This is a genomic window from Gilliamella sp. Pas-s27 (assembly GCF_009795865.1).
In the GTDB taxonomy this organism is placed as follows: domain Bacteria; phylum Pseudomonadota; class Gammaproteobacteria; order Enterobacterales; family Orbaceae; genus Gilliamella.
This window is the reverse complement of the sequence record NZ_WTEW01000005.1, coordinates 97,167-120,881: the sequence shown is the minus strand read 5'-3', so window position 1 is coordinate 120,881 and position 23,715 is coordinate 97,167. Positions and strand designations below refer to the sequence as shown.

Annotated in this window: 20 protein-coding genes and 1 rRNA gene; 3 read left to right on the top strand and 18 right to left on the bottom strand. The window is 35.7% G+C overall.

The genetic code is table 11. The features are described 5' to 3' along the window. Both GQ589_RS03570 and murI read right to left on the bottom strand, forming a co-directional pair. Positions 1-81 (bottom strand): 16S ribosomal RNA (locus tag GQ589_RS03570); the annotation flags it as partial. A gap of 382 nt (positions 82-463) precedes the next feature. Beyond that, positions 464-1,288 carry a glutamate racemase gene (gene murI / locus GQ589_RS03565; protein ID WP_160424638.1) on the bottom strand — a complete coding sequence of 275 codons (825 nt, stop codon included), beginning with the start codon at positions 1,286-1,288 and terminating at the stop codon, positions 464-466. A 214-nt stretch (positions 1,289-1,502) separates the two neighbouring features. Between murI and metK the strand changes: the two genes are divergently transcribed. From metK to GQ589_RS03550, 3 genes are all read left to right on the top strand, one after another. Continuing rightward, the gene (metK, locus tag GQ589_RS03560; RefSeq protein WP_160424636.1) at positions 1,503-2,654 is read left to right on the top strand and encodes a methionine adenosyltransferase; all 1,152 of its coding nucleotides are present in this window, start codon (positions 1,503-1,505) and stop codon (positions 2,652-2,654) included. Continuing rightward, positions 2,638-3,141, top strand: a complete 504-nt coding sequence (locus tag GQ589_RS03555) for a SprT family zinc-dependent metalloprotease (protein ID WP_160424633.1) — start codon at positions 2,638-2,640, stop codon at positions 3,139-3,141. The genes metK and GQ589_RS03555 overlap by 17 nt, the downstream gene beginning before the upstream one ends. A 525-nt stretch (positions 3,142-3,666) precedes the next feature. After that, a complete protein-coding gene (locus tag GQ589_RS03550; protein ID WP_160424631.1) occupies positions 3,667-4,509 on the top strand; it encodes a 23S rRNA (adenine(2030)-N(6))-methyltransferase RlmJ in 843 nt (280 codons plus the stop codon). 58 nt (positions 4,510-4,567) lie between these two features. Here the strand turns inward: GQ589_RS03550 and GQ589_RS03545 are convergent, their stop codons facing one another. The 16 genes from GQ589_RS03545 to rpoC form a co-directional block, all read right to left on the bottom strand. Further along, positions 4,568-4,936 carry a diacylglycerol kinase gene (locus tag GQ589_RS03545; RefSeq protein WP_160401015.1) on the bottom strand — a complete coding sequence of 123 codons (369 nt, stop codon included), beginning with the start codon at positions 4,934-4,936 and terminating at the stop codon, positions 4,568-4,570. A gap of 20 nt (positions 4,937-4,956) precedes the next feature. Next, on the bottom strand, positions 4,957-5,916 hold the full coding sequence (accA, locus tag GQ589_RS03540; protein WP_160424630.1) for an acetyl-CoA carboxylase carboxyl transferase subunit alpha: 960 nt from the start codon (positions 5,914-5,916) through the stop codon (positions 4,957-4,959). Positions 5,917-6,111: 195 nt separating this feature from the next. Then, a complete protein-coding gene (gene dnaE / locus GQ589_RS03535) occupies positions 6,112-9,591 on the bottom strand; it encodes a DNA polymerase III subunit alpha (protein WP_160424628.1) in 3,480 nt (1,159 codons plus the stop codon). A 194-nt stretch (positions 9,592-9,785) separates the two neighbouring features. Beyond that, the gene (fabF, locus tag GQ589_RS03530) at positions 9,786-11,030 is read right to left on the bottom strand and encodes a beta-ketoacyl-ACP synthase II (RefSeq protein ID WP_160401012.1); all 1,245 of its coding nucleotides are present in this window, start codon (positions 11,028-11,030) and stop codon (positions 9,786-9,788) included. Between the two features lie 155 nt (positions 11,031-11,185). Continuing rightward, positions 11,186-11,419 (bottom strand): acyl carrier protein, encoded by a 234-nt coding sequence (gene acpP / locus GQ589_RS03525; RefSeq protein ID WP_034910452.1) that lies wholly within the window; start codon positions 11,417-11,419, stop codon positions 11,186-11,188. A 150-nt stretch (positions 11,420-11,569) separates the two neighbouring features. Beyond that, positions 11,570-12,304: a 3-oxoacyl-ACP reductase FabG gene (fabG, locus tag GQ589_RS03520; RefSeq protein ID WP_160424626.1), complete on the bottom strand. Its 735-nt coding sequence runs from the start codon at positions 12,302-12,304 to the stop codon at positions 11,570-11,572. A 16-nt stretch (positions 12,305-12,320) separates the two neighbouring features. Then, the gene (fabD, locus tag GQ589_RS03515) at positions 12,321-13,256 is read right to left on the bottom strand and encodes an ACP S-malonyltransferase (protein WP_160401010.1); all 936 of its coding nucleotides are present in this window, start codon (positions 13,254-13,256) and stop codon (positions 12,321-12,323) included. A 35-nt stretch (positions 13,257-13,291) separates the two neighbouring features. After that, on the bottom strand, positions 13,292-14,245 hold the full coding sequence (locus tag GQ589_RS03510; RefSeq protein ID WP_160424624.1) for a beta-ketoacyl-ACP synthase III: 954 nt from the start codon (positions 14,243-14,245) through the stop codon (positions 13,292-13,294). A gap of 4 nt (positions 14,246-14,249) precedes the next feature. Further along, the gene (gene plsX / locus GQ589_RS03505; RefSeq protein ID WP_160401008.1) at positions 14,250-15,296 is read right to left on the bottom strand and encodes a phosphate acyltransferase PlsX; all 1,047 of its coding nucleotides are present in this window, start codon (positions 15,294-15,296) and stop codon (positions 14,250-14,252) included. A gap of 33 nt (positions 15,297-15,329) precedes the next feature. Next, entirely contained in the window at positions 15,330-15,497 is a 168-nt protein-coding gene (gene rpmF / locus GQ589_RS03500) for a 50S ribosomal protein L32 (RefSeq protein ID WP_025316508.1), read from the bottom strand. 3 nt (positions 15,498-15,500) lie between these two features. Next, positions 15,501-16,010 carry a 23S rRNA accumulation protein YceD gene (gene yceD / locus GQ589_RS03495; protein WP_160401007.1) on the bottom strand — a complete coding sequence of 170 codons (510 nt, stop codon included), beginning with the start codon at positions 16,008-16,010 and terminating at the stop codon, positions 15,501-15,503. Between the two features lie 220 nt (positions 16,011-16,230). Continuing rightward, positions 16,231-17,031, bottom strand: a complete 801-nt coding sequence (locus GQ589_RS03490; RefSeq protein WP_160424622.1) for a PTS sugar transporter subunit IIA — start codon at positions 17,029-17,031, stop codon at positions 16,231-16,233. Positions 17,032-17,224: 193 nt separating this feature from the next. Continuing rightward, complete coding sequence (locus tag GQ589_RS03485) at positions 17,225-18,130, bottom strand: TPM domain-containing protein (RefSeq protein ID WP_160424620.1); 906 nt, start codon at positions 18,128-18,130, stop codon at positions 17,225-17,227. 8 nt (positions 18,131-18,138) lie between these two features. Then, entirely contained in the window at positions 18,139-18,735 is a 597-nt protein-coding gene (locus GQ589_RS03480) for a LemA family protein (protein WP_160424618.1), read from the bottom strand. 355 nt (positions 18,736-19,090) lie between these two features. After that, positions 19,091-19,402: an antibiotic biosynthesis monooxygenase gene (locus GQ589_RS03475; RefSeq protein ID WP_160400995.1), complete on the bottom strand. Its 312-nt coding sequence runs from the start codon at positions 19,400-19,402 to the stop codon at positions 19,091-19,093. 82 nt (positions 19,403-19,484) lie between these two features. After that, complete coding sequence (rpoC, locus tag GQ589_RS03470) at positions 19,485-23,702, bottom strand: DNA-directed RNA polymerase subunit beta' (RefSeq protein WP_160424616.1); 4,218 nt, start codon at positions 23,700-23,702, stop codon at positions 19,485-19,487. Between the last annotated feature and the right edge of the window lie 13 nt (positions 23,703-23,715).

The window sequence follows — 23,715 nt, the reverse complement described above, 5'->3', positions numbered from 1 at the left end:
GCACTCATGTTACCGTTCGACTTGCATGTGTTAAGCCTGCCGCCAGCGTTCAATCTGAGCCATGATCAAACTCTTCAATTTAAAGCTTGATGCTCAATAACTGTCTCTGACATATTCAAATGAATCTTCAGTGTCACTTATCAAGACTTAATTTTTTAGTCCGTAGACTTTTATCTTTTGTCTCGCAAGTGCCCACACAGATTGTCTGTTTCTTCTTTTTAAAGAGCTAACAGCGTTTAATTAACTCAACATTTCGTCGCTTTACTTCGCTGTCTCAAGGGTTGCGTATACTACGCCAACCTTTTTTATTCGTCAAGATATTTTTTTAAAATTTTTGACCTTATTCACTAACCTTATTCGCCGCCTGCTTTATGCCAACTGCGTGTCAGTGGGTGCGCATTATAGGGACTTCTTTTTTTTTGGCAAGCAAAAAATTTCAAACACTTAATCGGTAGCGTAACTTTTAAGCAAGTGAAATATCAATAGTATGATATTTATGAAGATTATAATCAGATAACTTTTTAATCAACTTTTCTACAGACTGAGTATAAACTGTGCTTAATACAATATTTTTAGACGTAGAAGGAATTATTCGGTCCAGTTTATATTTATCATTTAGCAAATTACAAACCCGTATTGCAATCGCATGACCTGAATCTATTAAGTTTGATTGAGGAAAAATCATCTGTAATTCTGTTTTAATGAAAGGATAATGCGTACAACCTAGAACTATTGTATCCGGAATTGTTCGTAACCTAAGCCAAGGTTGCATTAATTCTTTTAATTGTTTCATATCTACAGTAACACCCTGTAATTTATTTTCGGCTATGAGTGCTAATTCCGATAAACCTAACAATTTAACAGTACAATGTGCAGCAAATTGGTGTATTAAATCGGTTATATAAGTTCTTTCAACGGTTGCTTTTGTTGCTAATAATCCTATACATTTATTTTTAGTAAGTAAGCTAGCAGGTTTAATCGCTGGTACAACTCCAATAATAGGAAAAGAAAATTTAGAACGCAAATTAGGCAAACAAATAGTACTAGCTGTATTACAAGCAATAACAGCTAAATCAATTGGATAAAATTTAGTAACAGCCTCAATTATAGAATTCACTCTATTAATCAAAAAATTTGATGATTTATCTCCATAAGGAAACATTTCATTATCAAACACATAGATATAGTGTGCATTAGGTATTTTATTATAAATTTCATTATAAACAGATAAACCACCAATACCTGAATCAAACACTAACACTGAAGGCGATTGTTTTACGATATTCATCTTAGCTATAGGATATTAAATAACAAATTATAAACGCATCATATCGTAAATTGATTAAAAATTAATGCAAGTTTTTTACTAAAGCTAATATTATATTTTACTCTATAAATTATGGACTAGACGTCTAGACGGTAAAACTGCTAAGATAAATATACATTAAATCTGAGTAATATATTTCAAGCATTATGTAAGAATTAAGTTGAGAGGGTATTTTATGTCAGAATTTCTATTTACTTCAGAATCTGTTTCGGAAGGTCATCCAGATAAAATTGCCGATCAAATATCTGATGCGGTACTTGATGCAATTTTAGAACAAGATCCAAAAGCACGTGTTGCTTGCGAAACATACGTAAAAACAGGTATGGCTCTAGTTGGCGGTGAAATCACTACTTCAGCTTGGGTAGACATTGAAGAATTAACTCGAAAAACAATTAATGATATTGGTTATACCAGTTCAGAAATGGGATTTGATGCAAATTCATGTGCGGTGCTTAATGCTATTGGCAAACAATCTCCAGATATCAATCAAGGAGTTGATCGAAACGATCCTCTAGAACAAGGTGCTGGTGACCAAGGTATAATGTTTGGTTATGCTACAAATGAAATGCCAAATTTAATGCCTGCGGCTATAAGTTATGCTCATGATTTAATGCGCCGCCAAGCAGAAGTTAGAAAAAATGGCACACTTCCTTGGTTAAGACCTGATGCCAAAAGTCAAGTCACATTAATTTATCAAGACGGTCAGATAAAAGGTGTTGATACAATCGTTTTATCAACCCAACATTCAGAAGATATTGAACAAAAAGCATTACATGAAGCAGTCATGGAAGAAATCATTAAGCCAACATTACCATCTGAATGGTTAACATCAAGAACAAAATACTTTATTAACCCAACTGGGCGATTTGTTATTGGTGGGCCAATGGGGGACTGTGGACTAACTGGAAGAAAAATCATTGTGGATACTTACGGTGGTGCTGCACATCATGGTGGTGGCGCTTTTTCTGGAAAAGATCCATCAAAAGTTGACCGCTCAGCAGCTTATGCCGCACGTTATGTTGCCAAAAATATTGTTGCGGCAGGACTCGCTGACAGATGTGAATTACAAATATCCTATGCCATTGGTATTGCTAATCCTACATCAATCTATGTTAATACTTTTGGCACAGAAAAAATCCATCACGATAAAATTGTATCACTTATTAAAGAATTTTTTGATTTAAGGCCTTATGGATTGATTCAAATGCTTGATCTAATTCAACCAATCTATAAACAAACAGCAAGTTATGGTCATTTTGGTCGAGATGTATTCCCTTGGGAAAAAATTGATAAAGCGGCACTACTACGTGATGCAGCAGGATTATAAACGCATACCAATTTATTTACATAATCAGGTAATGGCTTGTTTAAGAGGTCACTTATTACAAGCCAATCAACGCCTACATTCCCAATATAGAGATCCTAAAATTGTTTATAAACCTAAAGGCAGTATTGCTGGTAGTGCCCTTCTAACACTCTGGGAAATTCAGCTTAATTCGATTATGTTGCTAAATAATGGGACTCAATTTATTGAGGAAGTTGTGCCTCATGAACTAGCTCATCTCCTTGTTTTTAAAGAGTTTGGTAAAGTAAAACCACACGGTAAAGAATGGAAATATATTATGTCGGAAATATTAGGAAAAAATCCAACGACAACTCACCATTTTCCCGTTCAACGCAATACTTATTTATACTACTGTAATTGTCAACAACATCATTTAACTTCGATAAGACACAACAAAATACAAAATAATAAAACTAGTTATTTATGTCGCAAATGCGGTACTATGCTTAAAATTAAACACACTATTTAATTCTAAGAAATACTGTATGTGTAAGTTAGATTTTTATTTTTACAAAATTTCGTTATTAATTATCACTCTTTTTATTATTTATGTGCTGTTATACCTATTATTATGTAAAACAAGTATCTGAACATTCTAAATTTAATAGATTTTGGATTTGGACAATTTTCTAGTGGCTCATGCTTTTGGGTTATGGAATTAGCTGGAGACGAGACTTTTTTCCTGAGGTACCACGTTTTTATTATAAGCTTATTGCTATATTAATAGCAGTTCCAATACTAACTATATGTTTACCCATAATTCACCGGAAAATTTCTCATTGCTACAAATGTAAAAAAATACCATTTTTGCATATATTCTTTGCTTTTTTATTCTTAGGCATAGCCGACACCGCCGTATTAGACATGAATTTTTAGTTATAACCAAAAGAGCGAAAAGATCTCATTGAAGAATTAATGAAGATGCCTTATCTTCTTTGTTTAGGATTAATAATCTTTTATATACAAAAAACGAACAAAAGAGAGTAAATTTCGAATGCTAAGCTACCGCCATAGTTATCATGCAGGTAATCATGCAGATGTTTTAAAACATATAGTATTGACACTATGCATTGAATCATTAAAAGAAAAAGAAAAGCCTTTTTTATATCTAGACACACACTCAGGTGCAGGCCGATATTTATTAAAAAGTGAGCACTCTGAAAAAACAGGCGAATATCTATCTGGAATTAATTTGTTATGGCAACAATCTAATATTCCAGAATTAATTAATACTTATATATCGATACTTAAACGTTACAACCCTTTTGATGAATTGAAATATTATCCTGGCTCACCACTAATAGCAAAACAATTATTACGTAAGCAAGACAAACTCAACCTTACTGAGTTACATCCAACTGATTATCCTTTACTAAAGCAAGAATTTAGCAAAGATAAACGAACAAAAGTTTTACGTGAAGATGGCTTTGTCCAATTAAAATCAAAATTACCTCCGCAATCTCGTCGTGGAATAGTATTGATTGATCCTTCTTATGAAATTAAAGACGATTATCAAAAAATACCTGTAGCATTATTGGAAGCATATAAACGTTTTGCAACAGGAGTTTACTTAATTTGGTATCCGGTGGTATCTCGTACACAAACGCAAAAAATGATTGATAATATTGTTAACTCAGGCATAAAACGAGTTTCACAATTTGAGCTGGCAATAAAACCAGATAATAATCAAAAAGGCATGACGGCTTCAGGAATGATAGTAATTAATCCACCATGGAAATTACACGAACAAATGCGTACAATTTTGCCATGGCTAAAAACGATATTAGACATTGAAAAAACAGGAAACTGCATCATTAGAGATCTAGTTCCTGAATAGTGTTTACTATTAAACTATTACCAAAAATTTTCTGGAAAATCGATATCTAAATATAAAGTTATGATGAAAAGTGACAAGAAAATAGATAAATCCACAAAATAATAGTTAATAATAAAGACAAAAATACAGCAGCCGAGCCATAATCTTTTGCTCGGCCAGATAAGTCGTGTCTTTCAGACCCAATGCGATCAACTACACACTCAATTGCGCTATTTATTAGCTCAGTAATCATCACAACTCCAATCGATCCAAGTAATAAAATACGTTCATAAATAGAAAAATCGATTAGCATTACAACTATATACGCTATAACTAACAGAATTAATTCTTGTCGAAAAGCTGTTTCATATTTAATTGCTGATTTAAAACCTTTCAAAGAATATTTGGTTGCATTAATTAAACGTCGCAATCCCGTCGCTTTTTCCATAATTATATTCCAAAGTAATATTATCTTACATAACCATAGTTCATTAAACGTTGAAATCTTCTTTCTAGCAATACTGATAATTGCATATTTTCAAGTTCATCAAGATCACTAAGTAGTTGTGTTTTCAGTGAAGTAGATACAGCAGTATAATCACGATGAGCACCGCCAAGTGGTTCAGGTACGATTGAATCAATAAGATTTAGCTTTAATAATTTATCTGCCGTCATATTCATTGCTTCGGCTGCAACGGATGCTTTGTCAGCACTCTTCCATAAGATAGAAGCACAACCTTCAGGCGAAATGACAGAATAAGTACTATATTGAAGCATATTAACTTTATCTGCAACACCAATAGCTAGTGCACCTCCAGATCCTCCCTCACCAATGACTGTACAAATAGTAGGCACCTCAAGGCGTGACATTTCTCTCAAGTTACGTGCAATAGCTTCCGCTTGACCACGTTCTTCAGCACCAATGCCAGGATAAGCACCTGGAGTATCAATAAAAGTAATTATTGGTAATTTAAAACGTTCAGCCAATTGCATTAATCTTAACGCTTTACGATAGCCTTCTGGTGCTGGCATACCAAAGTTACGATAAATTTTTTGTTTTGTTTCTCGTCCTTTTTGATGCCCAAGAACCACTACTGTTCGCCCATCAATACGTGCTACTCCACCAACAATTGCTTTATCATCCGCATAAGCTCTATCACCAGCTAATTCATCAAAATCAGTAAAAATTTCCTTTATATAATCCAATGTATAAGGCCGGTTCGGATGTCTAGCTAGTTGCGCAATTTCCCAAGGAGTTAAATTAGCAAATATTTTTTTTGTTAATTCACGACTTTTTTTATTTAATTGTTTGATTTCTTTATCTAAATTAATATCTAATTCAACTTGTTGCGAATCAATATTCTTTAAGGAATTAATTTTTGCTTCTAATTCCGCGATCGGCTTTTCAAATTCCAAAAAATTGTTCATAACGCTTGTAATTGCCTCTTAATTTATTCGGTATTTTAAAAAATACACTATCTAACATAGTATACGGCTTAATTCTTAAGATAAAATTAAGCCAATTCTACTATGTAATACTCATTAAAGTCACCTATATTTATATTAATAGACTGCAACTTTTCCAAAATCTAGTTATCTACATTTATTAAAATGAAGCTTTATTTATTCAAACTCAAATTCGATACGATCGAGACCAAGTAATGTTTTTAATTCAACAATTAAAGAATCTTCTGGGATAATTCTCCATGTTGTACCAAATTGTATTCTAACAACTAAATCATCGCGGTGATAATATAAATGAATCGGCACACATCCATTTTTATAAGGCTCAAATAATTGTTGTAATCGCTGTAATATTGCTTGATTAGTTTCATTCTCAGTTAAAGTAATGGATAATCCTTTTACATATTTAGCTCGAGCATCTTTCAAATCAACAAGATCTCGTACAGACATTTTAAATCCGCCATTAAAATCATCATTGCTAACTTGACCTGAAGCAATAAGAATTTTATCTTTTACTAATAAATGTCCAAATTTATCTAAGGCATCCGAAAACAACATGCCATCAATACGACCAGAACGATCATCTAAAGTAAATAAACCAATTTTATTACCTTTTTTGGTAATTCTTATTCTTGCATCTACAACAATGCCCGCAAAGGTTGCCAATTTTCCCCATCCAGTAGGAGAAGCCTCACTTATTCGTAATCCACCTGTATAACGATTTAATTCTTTTAAATATTGAGTTACAGGATGCCCAGTTAAATAAAGCCCTAAAGCTTCACGTTCACCATCAAGCAAAACCTGCTCAGGTAATTCAGGAACCGCAGCATAAGCATGTTCAACTTGTTCGGGTTCTTCAGCCAAAACACCAAACATATCTTCTTGACCAATATTTTGAGCTCTAGCATATTGATCCGCCGCTTGCATTGCATCATTAATACTATGTAAAATTGCCGCTCGATGAGGGCCTAGTTTATCAAAAGCTCCAGCCATAGTCAGTTTTTCAAGAACTCGACGATTAATTTTCTTCATGTCTGTTCGAGCACAAAGTTCGAAAATATTTTTGAAATAACCACCACTATTACGAGCTTCAACAATCGCCTCGATAGGTCCTTCACCAACACCTTTTATTGCACCAATCCCGTAAACGATCTCACCTTTATCATTTACATGGAAGTGATAAAGGCCACTATTGATATCAGGAGGATTAACTTTTAATCCCATCCTTAAGCATTCATCAACTAAACCAACAATTTTATCAGTATTATCCATATCGGCAGTCATAACAGCAGCCATAAATTCTGCAGGGAAATGAGTTTTTAACCATAAAGTCTGGTAAGAAACAAGCGCGTAAGCTGCTGAATGAGATTTATTAAAACCATATCCAGCAAATTTTTCAACCAAATCAAATATTCGCATCGAAAGTTCGCCATCAATGCCTTGTTTTTCTGCACCTTCTTTAAAAACAGAACGTTGTTTTGCCATCTCTTCAGGCTTTTTCTTCCCCATAGCTCGACGTAGTAAATCAGCGCCACCCAGTGTATAACCCGATAGGGTTTGTGCAATTTGCATAACCTGTTCTTGGTATAAAATAATGCCGTAAGTTGGCTCTAAAATAGGTTTTAATGATTCATGTTGATATTTAATATCAGGGTAAGAAACCTCTTCGCGACCATGCTTTCGGTCAATAAAATTATCAACCATACCTGATTGTAATGGTCCAGGACGAAATAAAGCCACTAAAGCGATCATATCCTCAAAACAGTCGGGCTTTAAACGTCTTATTAAGTCTTTCATTCCTCGAGATTCAAGCTGAAACACTGCTGTAGTTTCGGCTTTTAATAATAATTCAAAAGACTTTTCATCATCTAAAGGAATTCGAGTTATATCGACTTTTTCTTTACTTTCTCGTAGCTGGCGCTCATTAATCATTTTGATTGCCCAATCAATAATGGTTAATGTTCTTAACCCTAAAAAGTCAAACTTAACAAGCCCTGCATATTCAACATCATTTTTATCAAATTGAGTAACTGGATGATGCCCTTCTGGATCGCAATAAATCGGTGAAAAATCAGTAATTTTAGTTGGTGAAATTACAACTCCCCCTGCATGCTTACCAGCATTTCGGGTTACACCTTCTAATTGTCGAGCTACGTCAATTAATGATTTAATTTCTTCATTATTATCATATAACTCTTGAAGTTGAGGTTCGATTTCAAAAGCTTTAGCTAGAGTCATACCTGGATCTAATGGTATTAATTTCGCAATACGATCAACAAACCCATAAGGATGCCCAAGGACTCGACCAACATCGCGTATTACCGCTTTGGCAGCCATAGTTCCAAAAGTAATAATTTGAGATACTGCATCTCGTCCATACATATCGGCAACATGATCAATAACCAGATCGCGTTTTTCCATACAAAAATCGACGTCAAAATCAGGCATTGAAACACGTTCAGGGTTTAAAAAACGTTCAAAAAGTAAATCAAATGCTAGAGGATCTAAATCGGTAATTTTTAATGCATACGCAACGAGGGAACCGGCTCCAGACCCCCGCCCAGGCCCAACAGGAATATCATTATCTTTAGACCATTGAATAAATTCCATTACGATGAGAAAATAACCGGGAAAACCCATTTGGTTAATAACAGTCAATTCCGTTTCTAAACGCTCATCATATTTTGACCTTCTTTGTTTTCTGATTTCAGAATCTGGAAATAAAAACTCTAACCTTTCTTCTAATCCTTGACGCGATTTATACACTAAAAAGTCTTCAGTAGTCATATCTCCAGTCGGAAATTTAGGCAAAAAATACTCACCTAACCGTATAGACACATTACAACGTTTTGCTATTTCAACACTATTTTCAAGCGCTTCAGGAATATCAGAAAATAGCTCACACATTTCCTGCTCAGAACGTAAATATTGATCTGCTGAGTAATTCTTAGGCCGTGATGGATCCTCAAGAGTATTCCCATCGTGAATTGCAACTCGAATTTCATGAGCTTCAAAATCAGAAGACTTTAAAAATCGAACGTCATTAGTTGCAACAACCGGTAATAAATATTGTTCAGCCAGTTTTATAGCACGATGAATAAACAACTCTTCATTTACTCGATTAGTACGTACTAACTCGAAATAAAAGTACTCATTAAAATTTTGAAGGTAAAAATGAATAGCATCATCAATAATAGTTTGATTATTGCGAATAATACCGATACCAATATCACTATCTCGCCCCGCTAACACAATTAAGCCTTCTCGATGCTCAATTAACCACTCATTATCAACTACAGGCAAATCTCCAAGATATCCTCGCTGATAGGCTTTAGAAATCAATAAAGTAAGATTTTGATATCCCTGATTATTAGCAGCTAATAGAGTTAGACGGTAAATATCATCAGGCAATTGAGAACTTCTAATAGCGAGATCTGCACCAATGATAGGTTTAATGCCTTTTGACATTGCTGAGCCATAAAACTTAACCAGTCCACAAAGATTGGTAAAATCGGTGATTGCAAATGCTGGCATCTGCAACTTGCTCACTTCATTTATTAATGCACCTACTTTAGCAATTCCATCGATCATTGAGAAATCACTATGCAAATGAAGATGAATAAATTTTGGTTCCGCCATAATTACCAGAAATGATTACGCTTAAAAAATTATACGAGATTATAACATAGGCAGTAGGAATATTCTTATCTCTTTAATGGCAAACACTAATTGGATAAAAAAACAATGGAAGGATCCATTATTATTTTGATAAATGAAAACGCCTATATCAAAGATATACCGCCGATAAAACATTATCGACGGATAACAAAAACTTAGATTTTTTTAAATAATACCGAACCATTAGTTCCACCGAAACCAAATGAGTTGCAAAGTGCATATTCTAAGTTTTGAACTTGACGAGCAGTATGAGGTACATAATCTAAATCACATCCCTCATCAGGATTATCTAAATTAATCGTTGGTGGTACAGCTTGATCACGCAATGCTAGGACAGTAAAAATTGACTCAACAGCGCCAGCTGCTCCAAGTAAGTGACCAATCATAGATTTAGTTGAGCTTACCATCACTTTATTGGCATTTTCTTTGAAAATACTCTTTACCGCTTGAGTTTCAGCTTTATCGCCAGCAGGCGTTGATGTACCATGAGCATTAATATAACCCACTTGTTCCGGCGTAATTCCTGCATCACGAATTGCACATTTCATTGCTAATGCAGCACCACTACCATTTTCAGGCGGTGAAGTCATATGATAAGCATCACCACTCATACCGAAACCGACAATTTCAGCATAAATTTTAGCACCACGTTTTTTAGCATGCTCATACTCTTCTAAAAACATAATTCCTGCACCATCACCAAGAACAAAACCATCGCGATTTTTGTCCCATGGTCGACTAGCTGCTTTAGGGTTATCATTGTTAGTTGATAAAGCACGCGCAGCACCAAAACCACCAATACCTAGTGGAGTACTTGCCTTTTCGCCCCCACCAGCTAACATTGCATCAGCATCACCATAAGCAATCATGCGTGCCGCGTGACCGATATTATGCACACCAGAAGAACATGCTGTTGCAATAGTGATACTAGGTCCTTTTAATCCATAAATAATAGATAAGTGACCAGCAATCATATTAACAATAGTTGACGGCACAAAAAAAGGACTAATTTTACGTGGTCCGCTATTAACTAATGCACTATGGTTTTCTTCTATTAACCCAAGTCCACCGATACCAGAACCTATAGCACAACCAATTCGTTCTGCATTTTCTTCGGTAATCTCAATGCCAGCATCTTGCATTGCTTGCATACCCGCAGCAATACCATATTGGATAAAGTAATCCATTTTACGAGCATCTTTACGTGAAATATTATAATCTTCACCATTAAAGTTTTTAACCATTGCGGCGAAGCGCGTTGCGAAAGGGGCTGTATCAAAGTGTTCTATGAGTTCAACACCACTTTGTCCAGCTAGTAAAGCCTGCCAAGTGGATTCAACTGTATTACCTACAGGAGATATCATGCCCATTCCAGTAACAACAACTCTGCGTTTAGACACATTGTCCTCCAGGAAAGGATTGAAATGAAATTTGAATCAATGAAATGCTAATTTCGAGTTTTATTATCATTCGCACTTAAGCTAATTTTAAAATTTAATATATAAATACGAACTAGGCGATCATTTGACCGCCTATCATAAAAACTCTGCTAACCTTATTGATTTGCAGTAATATAATCAATTGCTGATTGAACAGTTGTAATTTTTTCAGCTTCTTCATCAGGAATTTCAGTATCAAATTCTTCTTCTAAAGCCATAACTAATTCAACTGTATCAAGAGAGTCAGCGCCAAGATCTTCGATAAAAGAAGATTCATTTTTAACTTCTTCCTCTTTCACACCAAGTTGCTCAACAATAATTTTCTTAACTCGCTCTTCAATAGTGCTCATACTCTTTTTTTTCCTATAAAAATCGCCAAAATTGACGGTGAATGTAAGTTTATAAAATGTTGAAAAAGATGCCAATCATTTTTCAACCCAACTGCTTATTTTTTACTCAAAAACCTAAAATATTGACCTATTCTACACTATTCTAGCCAATTACACCATATACATGCCACCATTGACATGTAAAGTTTCGCCAGTAATGTAAGATGCTTCATCGGAAACCAAAAAGGCAACGGCATTAGCAATTTCTGTAGGTTCCCCTAAACGACCAGCAGGAACTTGAGATAAAGTTAGAGCCTTTTGCTCATCAGTTAGCGCATCAGTCATATCCGTTGCAATAAAACCTGGTGCAACCACGTTAACGGTAATGCCACGTGACGCAACTTCACGTGCTAATGATTTACTAAATCCAATTAATCCTGCTTTAGCTGCTGCATAATTAGCTTGTCCAGCATTTCCCATTGTACCCACTACAGACCCAATAGTCACAATTCTTCCATAACGTTTTTTCATCATTGTGCGCATTAATGCTTTAGATAAACGGAAAACAGACGTTAAGTTGGTATCTAAAATATCTTGCCATTCATCTTCTTTCATTCGCATTAATAAATTATCACGGGTAATACCTGCATTATTGACAAGAATATCAATATCGCCAAATTCCGTTTTTATTGTATTAATCACAGATTCAATCGATGCTTCATCAGTTACATTTAAAGTTAAACCTTTACCATTTGAGCCCAAATATTGGCTAATAGCCTCTGCGCCTCTGTCTGTGGTTGCTGTACCAATAACAGTTGCCCCACAAGAGACAAGTTTTTCCGCAATAGCTTTACCAATACCACGACTTGCACCAGTAACTAAAGCAATTTTCCCTGATAGATTCATAACAACCTCTTTCTTTTTACTTTGTATTTTCTAATGCTGCTTCTAGTGATGCTTTATCATTAACTGCAATACCAGAAAGTGTATCAACAATACGTTTAGTTAAGCCCGTTAATACTTTACCTGGTCCCATTTCAACTAAAAGCGTTATATCTTGTTTTGCCATATATTCTACAGTTTCAGTCCAACGCACAGGGCTATAAAGTTGAGCGATTAATGCCGCTTTAATTTTTTCTGCAGATGTTTCAACTTTTACATCAACATTATTGATAACAGCAAACTTTGGTGCACTGAATTCAACATTATTTAATGTAATGGCTAATTTATCTGCAGCAGGTTTCATTAATGCACAATGAGAAGGTACACTAACAGCAAGAGGTAATGCTCGCTTTGCGCCAGCTTCTTTACATAATACACCGGCACGTTCAACTGCCTCTTTATTACCAGCAATAACGACTTGTCCAGGTGAATTAAAATTAACTGGTGCAACAACTTGACCTTGAGCGGCTCGCTCACATGCATTACGAATTGAATCATTATCAAGTCCAATGATAGCATACATAGCACCCGTACCACTTGGTACCGCTTCTTGCATTAATTTACCACGTAACTCAACTAATTTAATGGCATCTTTAAAATCAATCACACCTGCACAAACTAATGCAGAATACTCACCTAAACTATGCCCAGCCATAAAATCTGGTTGAGCACCATTAACACTTTGCCATACCCTAAATATCGCAACGGATGAAGCAAGCAATGCAGGTTGTGTTTGCCAAGTTTTATTTAATTCTTCTGCAGAACCTTCTTGTACTAAATCCCACAAATTATAACCGAGTACTTCAGAGGCTTCATCAAATGTTGATTTCACAATCGGAAAATCATCGGCAAGTTCTTTTAACATACCGACAGCTTGTGAGCCTTGTCCTGGAAATACCATTGCAAATTTGGTCATTATTAAATCCTTGATTATAAAAAATAAAGCATAACTTAAAATCTAATTAGAGCAGATCCCCAAACAAATCCACCACCAAAAGCCTCTAATAAAATTAGATGACCTCGTTGAATTCGCCCATCTCGCACACCTGTATCTAAGGCACACGGAACAGAAGCTGCTGAAGTGTTACCCTGTTTATCTAATGTAACAATTACTTTGCTCATATCCATATCTAGACGCTTTGCAGTTGCAGAAATAATTCTTAAATTAGCTTGATGCGGTACTAGCCAATCTAAATCCGCTTTGTTAAACGCATTTTCAGTTAAAAGTTCATCAACTAAATTTGAAAGCTCTTTAACCGCAATCTTAAATACTTCATTACCATGCATGGTCATATAAACAGGATCATGCATATCGCGACGATCAACATATGGATATTTTAATAAGTCACCATAACGACCATCGGCATGAAGATGTGAAGCGATAATACCAGGTTCTTCTGAAGCACCAACAACAACAGCTCCAGCACCATCACCAAAAATAATAATGGTTCCTCGATCATTTGGGTCAACACCACGTGTTAACATATCAGAACCAACAACCAAAGCATATTTAATCGCGCCGCTCTTAACATATTTATCAGCAATATCTAGCGCATAAACAAATCCCGAACAAGCAGCAGACACATCAAATGCGATAACATCACCTATTGCTAATTTAGCTTGTAACTCTGTTGCACTGCTTGGAAAAGCATTAACTGAAGTCGCTGTTGCAACAATAATCATACCAATATCATTCTTATCGATATCAGCCATCTTAATAGCATTAATCGCTGCTTGATAAGCCATACTCGTTACAGTTTCATCAGGAGCGGCGATGCGTCTTTCTTTAATGCCAGTACGAGTTGTGATCCATTCATCGTTGGTATCAACCATCTTTTCTAGATCAGCATTAGTTCTTATCTGTTTTGGAAGATAACTCCCTGTTCCTAATATCTTTGTATACATCTAATCATTCGCTCTTGGGTAGTGCAGAAGAAAGGCGCGTTGCAATCTTCTCAGGTATATTGGTTTGTATAGCTAAAATAGCTTGTTCGATTGCTGCAAAAAATGATTTTTGATTGGCACTACCGTGACTTTTAATCACAATACTTTTAAGTCCAAGCAAACAAGCTCCATTATATCGTCCGGGATCTAAATAACCAAAATTTTTTGACACCTTTTTTTGTAACCACTTACTCAATATCTTCATTAATAATGAATTATGACCAAAGGATGACTTAAATGAAGACATAAAAATTTTAACTAATCCTTCTACTGTTTTTAACGTCACATTACCAACAAAACCATCACAAACTAATACGTCCGTTTTACCAGTTAGAAGTTCATTACCTTCTAAATAGCCAATATAATTAATTTGATCATTTGACTTTAAAATAGAAGCAGCCGCACGTATTTTATCCAATCCTTTAATATCTTCTTCACCAATATTAAGCAATGCAACCCGAGGATGTTCAATTTTAAGCACAGTCTTAGCTAAAATTTGCCCCATTATGGCAAATTGCACAAGCATATCACTATCGCATTCAGCATTAGCGCCTAAATCCAACACAACTGTATTTTGATTATTTAAGGCTGGAATAGTAGCAACTAAAGCTGGACGATCAATACCAGTTAAAGAGTGTAAAAGTAATTTAGAAAGCCCCATTAGTGCACCGGTATTACCAGCACTGACGCAAGCTTGAACATTGTTATCTTTAACCAGTTCAAGTGCTATTCTCATTGATGATCCTTGACTATGACGAATTGCATAAGAAGGCTTCATATCATTAGTAATAACGGACGTTGATTCGATCAAAATTAAGCGCTCATTTTTTTGATATTGAGAAATAAGCTTTGTATTTTCTTTTGACAAAAAAAGACCAATTTCTGTTGGATCGCCCACCAGAAAAATAGAAAGGTTTGGATAACAATTTAGTGCTTGTATTGCAGCAGGAACAACAACACGAGGACCTAAGTCCCCGCTCATAGCATCTAACGCAATGGTTAGACTATCCAAAATGTCACCTAATAATTTCTAATTTTAGAGTAATTATTTAGAAATTACTTTACGACCACGATAATAACCATCAGCGGTTACGTGATGACGTAAATGTGTTTTACCTGATTCATCAACTGAAATATTAGCAACGGTCAACGCATCATGAGAACGACGCATACCACGTTTTGCACGAGTTTTACGATTCTGTTGAACAGCCATGGATTACCCCTTATTCTTTAAACTAACTAAAATTGCAAATGGATTTGGTTTTTCATTTTCAAGTGGAATATCACCAAATACCATATCAGCCTCTGACACTTCGCAGTGTTTACTATCATGTACCGGCGCAATTGGTAACGAGAGAATAATTTCGTCCTCAAGTAACGCTAATATATCTACTTCACCAAACTCGTTCATAAGAACAGGTTCATAATGTTCCGGTAGTGTCTCTGCTTGAGCATCGCTCTTAACAGGACTAAATTTATTCATCACATGAACTTCTGTGACAAAAGGTTTAAAACAACGTTGGCATATCTGCTCTAACGTGATTTTTGCATCAATTGCAATAACACAGAGCCTTTGCTCATCATAATAAAAAGATAAGCTACACTCAATATCACTTTTTGGACGTTCAACCCTTGTCGCACTTTGCATTGGATAATATCCAACATAATCAAGCTTTTTTTGTGCTGCCTTAATTGGGTCAATTGTTAATGGCAATTTATTTTGCATAGAATATGCATTCTACCTTAAAGTTATTCTTATGTCTCTTAAAAAGAACACAATACATAAGGCGCGCATATTACCTTTAAATAAGGTTTTCGTCAATGCTAGATCATAATATAATTTAATTTAAATATTGGCATTACCTTAATATATTTTAAATTTATGTAATTTTATTATTGTAAAACAGTTTAATTTAGACCATACATTTTTATGGCCTATAAACATACTATGATAATCGCCCAAAACTATCTTTAACAATGGCCCTAAAGTCATCAAAATTTTTACTATTTAACAAACGTTTAGTCGCTCTTTCCTTAACAAAATTAACAAATAAATTATAGATTCTCATAGCATCTTCATATTCATCTTTGCTAATTGCTAACAAAAAAATAACATGTGCAATTTCATTTCTATTCCATGCAATACCTTGTGGCACCAAAATCGTTGTTACCATTGTTTTTTTTGCTAATAGGCCAACAGTATGAGGAATAGCGATATTTTCACCTAATAATGTTGAAACAATTGCTTCGCGTTCAATCACCGAAGGATAAAAATTTTCATCGACATAACCTGATTGTTCAAGTCGTTGGCACGCCTTTTTTAAAAGGCTTTTTTGTGTAATAGGTTTATCGATAATAAGAAAAAATTTTTCATCAAAAAATCGCTCAATAATATAAGGCATAGTTCGATCAATCATTGCAAGCCTTCCCAACTGTTCAAGTTGATAAAGTGTGGGAAATGGTGCAATTTTAACTATTTGTTTATTTTTTTCTGTTAAACGAACTGTTGATACGACAAAATCTTCTTCAATATCTAAAAGCTGCTCATACTCTCTATAAGAAAGAACACGGTTAATCTGAATATGAGGAAAATCTCGCTTAATTTTTGACTCAATCATTCTTAGAGTAGAATTACCCAGTTCACTAACTAATAAAATTTGAGCATACCTTTCATGACCTTCGTTATAATTACGTTCTAATGCCACGCCAATGTGAATTGCTAAATAGCTAATTTCACCTTCTGTCATTTTAAATTTGAGCTACTACAGCTAAAGTTATTTTCCACTAAAAAACGCGCCTAGTTTAAGATTGACAGGGGAAATCTGCTTACCCTTCTACATACATTAAAAACACAAAAAAACATTAATAAAATCAAAATCTTTTCTGACTAATTTTTAGCCATTGATATTTAATTGGATGCTTTGAGGGGAATTCATTGAATTACCAACTACCAGATGCACCACCGCCTCCACTGCGACCACCACCACCACCAAAGCCTCCTGATCTACCACCGAATCCACCACCCGACCCACCAAAACCACCACCACGGCGATTATTATCACCACCGCTACCACCTCTAGCAGTTAAAATACCGCTCATAATCGTACTGACAACGAAAGCCAAAAATAATAGGGGTAATGCGATATGTATCGGATAGCCTTGCCATAAGGTGAACCCTCCAATAGACAGACCATTGAGTAAACCTGTGCCTATACTTCGTTTAACACTGACTCTAGTGATAAATAAACTGATTAATAAGAAACAGATAAAAAATGACACGAGTCCATAGTTAATTAGCTTGAAACCAAAGTCTCCCGCCAATAATGTATTGAGATTTTGCTCCTGATCATCAGTCACTTTTAGGTTAGGATTATCAATTTTCTGTTTCAGCACCAATAATGCATTATCAATACCTTGATAATAGTTATTTTGTTGAAATTGTGGCACTAATTGTTCTCGAATAATATGGCTGGCAACTAAATCGGTAATAGTGCCTTCAAGACCATAACCTACTTCAATGCGCATCCGTTTATCATCTTTTACAATCAGTAATAAGATACCATTATCTTGCCCTTTTTTGCCGATTTTCCATTGGATAAAGACTCTATCCGCATATTGCTCTACGGTTTCATTATCGAGTTTATCGATCATTAACACGGCTATTTGTGCACCATCTGACCTTGGTTGTTCAAAGTCGATTAGGCCTGCTTCTAATGCCTTTTTTTGTGATTCGCTTAATGTTCTAGTGGTATCGATGACACGATGAGAAAATTGGGGAATGTCAGTCAGCCCATAACTGAACCAACTGACTATAAATAATACGCTACATAGGAAATATTTTTTCACGATAATAATTAGCCAAAATTCACTACCGGTGGATTAGATATTTGCTTTTCATCATCAACCGTAAATTGCTGTTTTGGTTGTTTCCCTAGACTATCAGCAACCCATTTAGTCGGTAACTTACGGATATAGATATTAAATGTTTGTACCGCTTCAATATATCGTCCACGAGCAACAGTAATACGATTTTCACTACCCTCAAGCTGACTCATTAAATCTTGATAAAGGGTGTTGGCTTTCAGTTCTGGATAATTTTCACTTACTGCGATTAAGCGACTTAATGCTGTACTCAATTCTGATTGTGCTTGTTGGAATTTTAAGAATAAAGTAGGGTCGGTTAACTGATCAGCATTAATCTGAATCGTTCCGACTTTTGCTCTCGCTTCAGTTACTTGGGTTAAAACTTCTTTTTCGTGTGTGGTGTAACCTTTTACGGTATTGACTAAATTCGGGACTAAATCAGCCCGACGTTTGTATTGATTAAGCACTTCAGACCATGAGGCTGCCACGTTTTCATCCTTAGTTTGGATGCCATTGTAACTTGTAAAATAGATAAACGCTCCAACAACAACTAACACTACAATGATTAATAACGATTTGGTTTTCATCAGTATGCCTCACATTGCTGTTTATTTTACAAACAGTTTAAGCAAGAGGAAATGTCTCTGTCAAGGAATATAAAAACCTTTACACACTTGTGCTTGACTATATTTTATTAACTAGAAATCAGTCAGGAAAAGCGTTGATTTTATTAAAGTTTTTCTCGTGTTTATTTTAAATAAAATCAATTATTTCTATATAAAACTCAAATCTTACTATTAGATTTTAGACTCTTTTGTTATTACTATATTCGTGTCCAAATCAATTTATTATTGCTCACAAAACGTCGTTGGAATGACTAAGTAAATGATAAATAGATAAATTAGCTTTTTTGCTTTTCGATCAAGTTCAATACCTTATTTATTATAGTATAACATCAAAACACTCTAGCTGTGCTGGCTCAAAATAGATATCGCTGTTATTCGGTCGATTCTTAGTATTACGATGAGTATGTTTGAAGTTATCTGAATTTACCCAAGCTTCAAAATCAGCCTTAGATTCCCATTCGGCAAATGAAGAAAATAAGGTGTAATTTTCTTCTGTTTTACCTTGCAAAAAATAAAAACGACTAAATCCTTTCATTTCTTTTAAATGGCTATCACGATTACGCCATATTTCAATAAAAGTATCTTCGCTACCTCGTTTTACTTTAAAACGATTCATGACAATATACATATAAAACTCCTTTTATGTTTATTAAGCATCATATAAAAAAATAGCACGCTATGCGTGCTATTTGTTAATTAAACCTCAGAGGTTATTGATTTTCTTCAGCAGAGTTAAGTAACTCAGCTAAGTTAGCGGTTGCTTCTTCTGCTGAAATCGTTGGTTGGATATCATCTGTTGATGGCATCGCACGTTTACGCAAACGCTCTTTATGATAAGCATAACCCGTACCCGCCGGAATTAATCGACCAACAATCACGTTTTCTTTTAAGCCACGTAATTCGTCATTTTTGCCTGCTACCGCTGCTTCGGTTAAGACGCGAGTTGTTTCTTGGAACGAAGCCGCAGAAATAAACGATTCAGTTGTTAACGAGGCTTTAGTAATACCTAGTAAGTCATGCAAATAAACAATTGGCTCTTTACCTTGTGCTTCAAGTTCACGGTTGATAATCTTCAAGCGTGAAACTTCAAGTTGCTCACCTTCAAGTAGACGAGAACCACCCGGATGAATAACCGTTGCTTTACGTAACATTTGACGAACAATAACTTCAATGTGTTTATCATTGATTTTTACACCTTGTAGACGATAAACTTCTTGAACTTCGTTAACAATGTAACGTGTTACTGCATTGACGCCACGTAAACGTAAAATGTCATGTGCTGATTCAGGTCCATCAGAAATTACATCACCACGTCCAACTTGTTCACCTTCAAATACGTTAAGTTGACGCCATTTTGGAATCATCTCTTCATATGGTTCACTGCCATCTAATGGAGTAATAATTAAGCGACGTTTTCCTTTGGTCTCTTTACCAAATGAAATAATACCGTCAATTTCAGCCAAGATAGCTGATTCTTTCGGTTTACGTGCTTCAAATAAGTCAGCAACACGCGGTAAACCACCAGTAATATCTTTAGTACCAACAGATGCTTGTGGAATACGAGCAAGTGTGTCACCGATATTAATCTCAGCACCATCTTCTAACTGTACTAATGCTTTACCTGGTAAGAAATATTGTGCAAGCATTTCTGTACCCGTAAGGAAAATATCGTTCCCTTTAGCATCAACAAGTTTGATTGCAGGACGTAAATCTTTACCTACACCTGTGCGCTCAGCCACATCTAAAATCACGATAGATGATAAACCAGTTAATTCATCAGTTTGACGTGTAATAGTTTGACCATCGATCATATCAACAAAACGGACAAAACCTTTTGCTTCTGAGATAACTGGCATAGTATGCGGATCCCAGTTAGCAATTGTTTCACCAGCGTCAACAGCTACGCCATCACCTTTACTTAAAATCGAACCATAAGGAACTTTATAAGTTTCTTTCATTCGACCAAGCTCATCGATAATCGTTAACTCAGCATTACGAGAGGTGATAACCAATTTTTTATCTGGGTTAGTCACAAATTTAGCATTACTTAATTTAATACTACCTTTGTTTTTAACTTGAACACTTGATTCAGCCGCTGCTCGAGATGCCGCACCACCGATATGGAACGTACGCATGGTTAACTGTGTACCTGGCTCACCAATTGATTGAGCGGCGATAACACCGATTGCTTCACCTTTATTAACCAAGTGACCACGTGCAAGATCACGACCGTAACATTTCGCACAAACACCAAAGTCAGTATCACATGATACAACCGAACGAACTTTGACACTATCGACTGATTCCGCTTCAAGTAAGTCACAGTAGTGTTCATCAAGTAGTGTATTACGTGGAATTAAGATATCCGCACTACCTGGTTTTAATACATCTTCAGCAGTTACTCGACCTAAAACGCGTTCACGTAGTGGTTCTTTAACATCACCACCTTCAATAACAGGTGTCATGACAACACCTTCTAAGGTGCCACAATCATCTTCTATAACCACTAAATCTTGCGCAACATCAACTAAACGACGGGTTAAGTAACCAGAGTTTGCTGTTTTTAATGCTGTATCAGCAAGACCTTTACGTGCACCATGGGTAGAGATAAAGTACTGTAGTACGTTTAGTCCTTCACGGAAGTTTGCTGTAATTGGTGTTTCGATAATCGAGCCATCAGGTTTTGCCATCAAACCACGCATACCAGCTAACTGACGAATCTGAGCTGCCGAACCACGAGCACCTGAGTCAGCCATCATGTAAATACTGTTGAAAGAAGATTGTACTTCTTCTTCACCGTCACGATTAATCACTTTTTCTGTTGATAAGTTATCCATCATCGCTTTAGCAACACGTTCATTAGCTGCTGCCCAGATATCGATAACTTTATTATAACGTTCACCAGCGGTCACCAGACCTGATTGGAATTGCTCTTGAATTTCAGCAACTTCAATTTCAGCTTCATTGATGATTTGTATTTTCTTCGCAGGGATTTCCATATCATCAATACCAACTGACACACCTGAACGAGCAGCGTATGCAAATCCAGTATACATAATTTGGTCGGCTAAAATTACCGTTTCTTTCATACCTAATTGGCGATAGCAGATATTTAAAATCTTAGAGATCGCTTTTTTACCAAGCGGTTGATTGATAACAGAAAAACTCATACCTTTAGGCATGATTAACCATAAAATTGCGCGTCCAATTGTTGTATCAATAACTGAAGTGGTTTCTTCCCACTCACCCACATTATTATGATGGCTTTCAGTAATACGAACTTTAACCTTAGCGTGTAGTTCAACTAGGCCTAAACGATACAGTTTTTCTGCTTCTTTAGGGCCTGTTAATACCATGCCTTCACCTTTTGCATTGACTTTATCACGAGTCATATAGTAAAGGCCCAAAACTACGTCCTGTGAAGGAACAATAATAGGCTCACCACTCGCAGGTGAAAGGATGTTATTAGTCGACATCATTAACGCACGTGCTTCTAGTTGAGCTTCTAACGTTAATGGAACGTGAACCGCCATTTGGTCACCATCGAAGTCGGCGTTAAAGGCCGCACAAACTAATGGGTGCAATTGAATTGCTTTACCTTCAATTAGAATCGGTTCAAATGCTTGAATACCTAATCTATGTAATGTTGGTGCACGGTTTAGTAATACTGGGTGTTCACGAATAACTTCATCTAAGATATCCCAAACAACTGCATCCTCACGCTCAACCATTTTTTTCGCTGCTTTAATTGTAGTAGCGAAGCCTCGGCGCTCTAATTTGCCATAAATAAATGGTTTGAATAATTCTAATGCCATTTTTTTAGGTAAACCACACTGATGCAAGTGCAAGTATGGACCTACAGTAATAACTGAACGGCCAGAATAATCAACACGTTTACCTAATAGGTTTTGACGGAAACGACCTTGCTTACCTTTGATCATATCGGCAAGTGATTTTAATGGACGTTTGTTTGAACCAGTAATAGCTCGTCCACGACGACCATTATCTAGTAATGCATCAACAGATTCTTGTAACATTCGTTTTTCATTACGTACAATGATATCTGGTGCAGCTAAGTCTAATAAACGTTTTAAACGGTTATTACGGTTAATCACTCGACGATAAAGGTCATTAAGATCTGATGTTGCAAAACGCCCGCCATCAAGTGGAACTAATGGACGTAAATCTGGTGGCAGAACCGGTAATACATTTAGAATCATCCACTCAGGTTTATTTTCAGACTGAATAAATGCTTCAATAATTTTGATACGTTTAGTTAACTTTTTGCGTTTAGTTTCTGAATTAGTCGTTGATAATTCATCACGTAAAGCTTCACATTCCGCTTGAACATCAATATTTCGTAATAACTCTTGAATAGCTTCTGCGCCCATGCGAGCATCAAATTCGTCACCAAACTCTTCTAGTGCGTCTAAATATTGCTCTTCAGTTAAGATCTGACCTCGTTCAAGATTTGTCATGCCTCCATCAAGAACCATAAATGATTCAAAATAAAGGACTCGTTCAATATCACGAAGAGGCATATCAAGTAATAAACCAATACGAGACGGTAATGATTTTAAAAACCAGATATGTGCTGTTGGTGACGCAAGTTCAATGTGTCCCATACGTTCTCGGCGGACTTTAGCTTGAGTTACTTCAACACCACATTTTTCACAGATCACACCACGGTGTTTTAAACGTTTATATTTTCCACATAAACATTCGTAATCTTTTACGGGTCCAAAAATACGCGCACAAAACAATCCATCTCGTTCTGGTTTGAAAGTACGGTAGTTGATTGTTTCAGGTTTTTTAACTTCACCAAAAGACCATGAGCGAATCATATCAGGAGAGGCAAGACCTATCTTGATGGCATCAAAATCTTCTGTTTTTGTTTGTGCTTTTAGAAACTTTAGTAAGTCTTTCACAATTGACTCCTAT

What these genes read in the sequence shown, in the direction of transcription:
- accA (WP_160424630.1), bottom strand. Translation starts at nt 5,916, where the DNA reads ATGAACAATTTTTTGGAATTTGAAAAGCCGATCGCGGAATTAGAAGCA.
- GQ589_RS03550 (WP_160424631.1), top strand. Translation starts at nt 3,667, where the DNA reads ATGCTAAGCTACCGCCATAGTTATCATGCAGGTAATCATGCAGATGTT.
- acpP (WP_034910452.1), bottom strand. Translation starts at nt 11,419, where the DNA reads ATGAGCACTATTGAAGAGCGAGTTAAGAAAATTATTGTTGAGCAACTT.
- GQ589_RS03555 (WP_160424633.1), top strand. Translation starts at nt 2,638, where the DNA reads ATGCAGCAGGATTATAAACGCATACCAATTTATTTACATAATCAGGTA.
- GQ589_RS03510 (WP_160424624.1), bottom strand. Translation starts at nt 14,245, where the DNA reads ATGTATACAAAGATATTAGGAACAGGGAGTTATCTTCCAAAACAGATA.
- murI (WP_160424638.1), bottom strand. Translation starts at nt 1,288, where the DNA reads ATGAATATCGTAAAACAATCGCCTTCAGTGTTAGTGTTTGATTCAGGT.
- GQ589_RS03475 (WP_160400995.1), bottom strand. Translation starts at nt 19,402, where the DNA reads ATGTATATTGTCATGAATCGTTTTAAAGTAAAACGAGGTAGCGAAGAT.
- GQ589_RS03545 (WP_160401015.1), bottom strand. Translation starts at nt 4,936, where the DNA reads ATGGAAAAAGCGACGGGATTGCGACGTTTAATTAATGCAACCAAATAT.
- yceD (WP_160401007.1), bottom strand. Translation starts at nt 16,010, where the DNA reads ATGCAAAATAAATTGCCATTAACAATTGACCCAATTAAGGCAGCACAA.
- GQ589_RS03480 (WP_160424618.1), bottom strand. Translation starts at nt 18,735, where the DNA reads ATGAAAACCAAATCGTTATTAATCATTGTAGTGTTAGTTGTTGTTGGA.
- metK (WP_160424636.1), top strand. Translation starts at nt 1,503, where the DNA reads ATGTCAGAATTTCTATTTACTTCAGAATCTGTTTCGGAAGGTCATCCA.
- fabG (WP_160424626.1), bottom strand. Translation starts at nt 12,304, where the DNA reads ATGAATCTATCAGGGAAAATTGCTTTAGTTACTGGTGCAAGTCGTGGT.
- rpmF (WP_025316508.1), bottom strand. Translation starts at nt 15,497, where the DNA reads ATGGCTGTTCAACAGAATCGTAAAACTCGTGCAAAACGTGGTATGCGT.
- dnaE (WP_160424628.1), bottom strand. Translation starts at nt 9,591, where the DNA reads ATGGCGGAACCAAAATTTATTCATCTTCATTTGCATAGTGATTTCTCA.
- GQ589_RS03490 (WP_160424622.1), bottom strand. Translation starts at nt 17,031, where the DNA reads ATGACAGAAGGTGAAATTAGCTATTTAGCAATTCACATTGGCGTGGCA.
- fabD (WP_160401010.1), bottom strand. Translation starts at nt 13,256, where the DNA reads ATGACCAAATTTGCAATGGTATTTCCAGGACAAGGCTCACAAGCTGTC.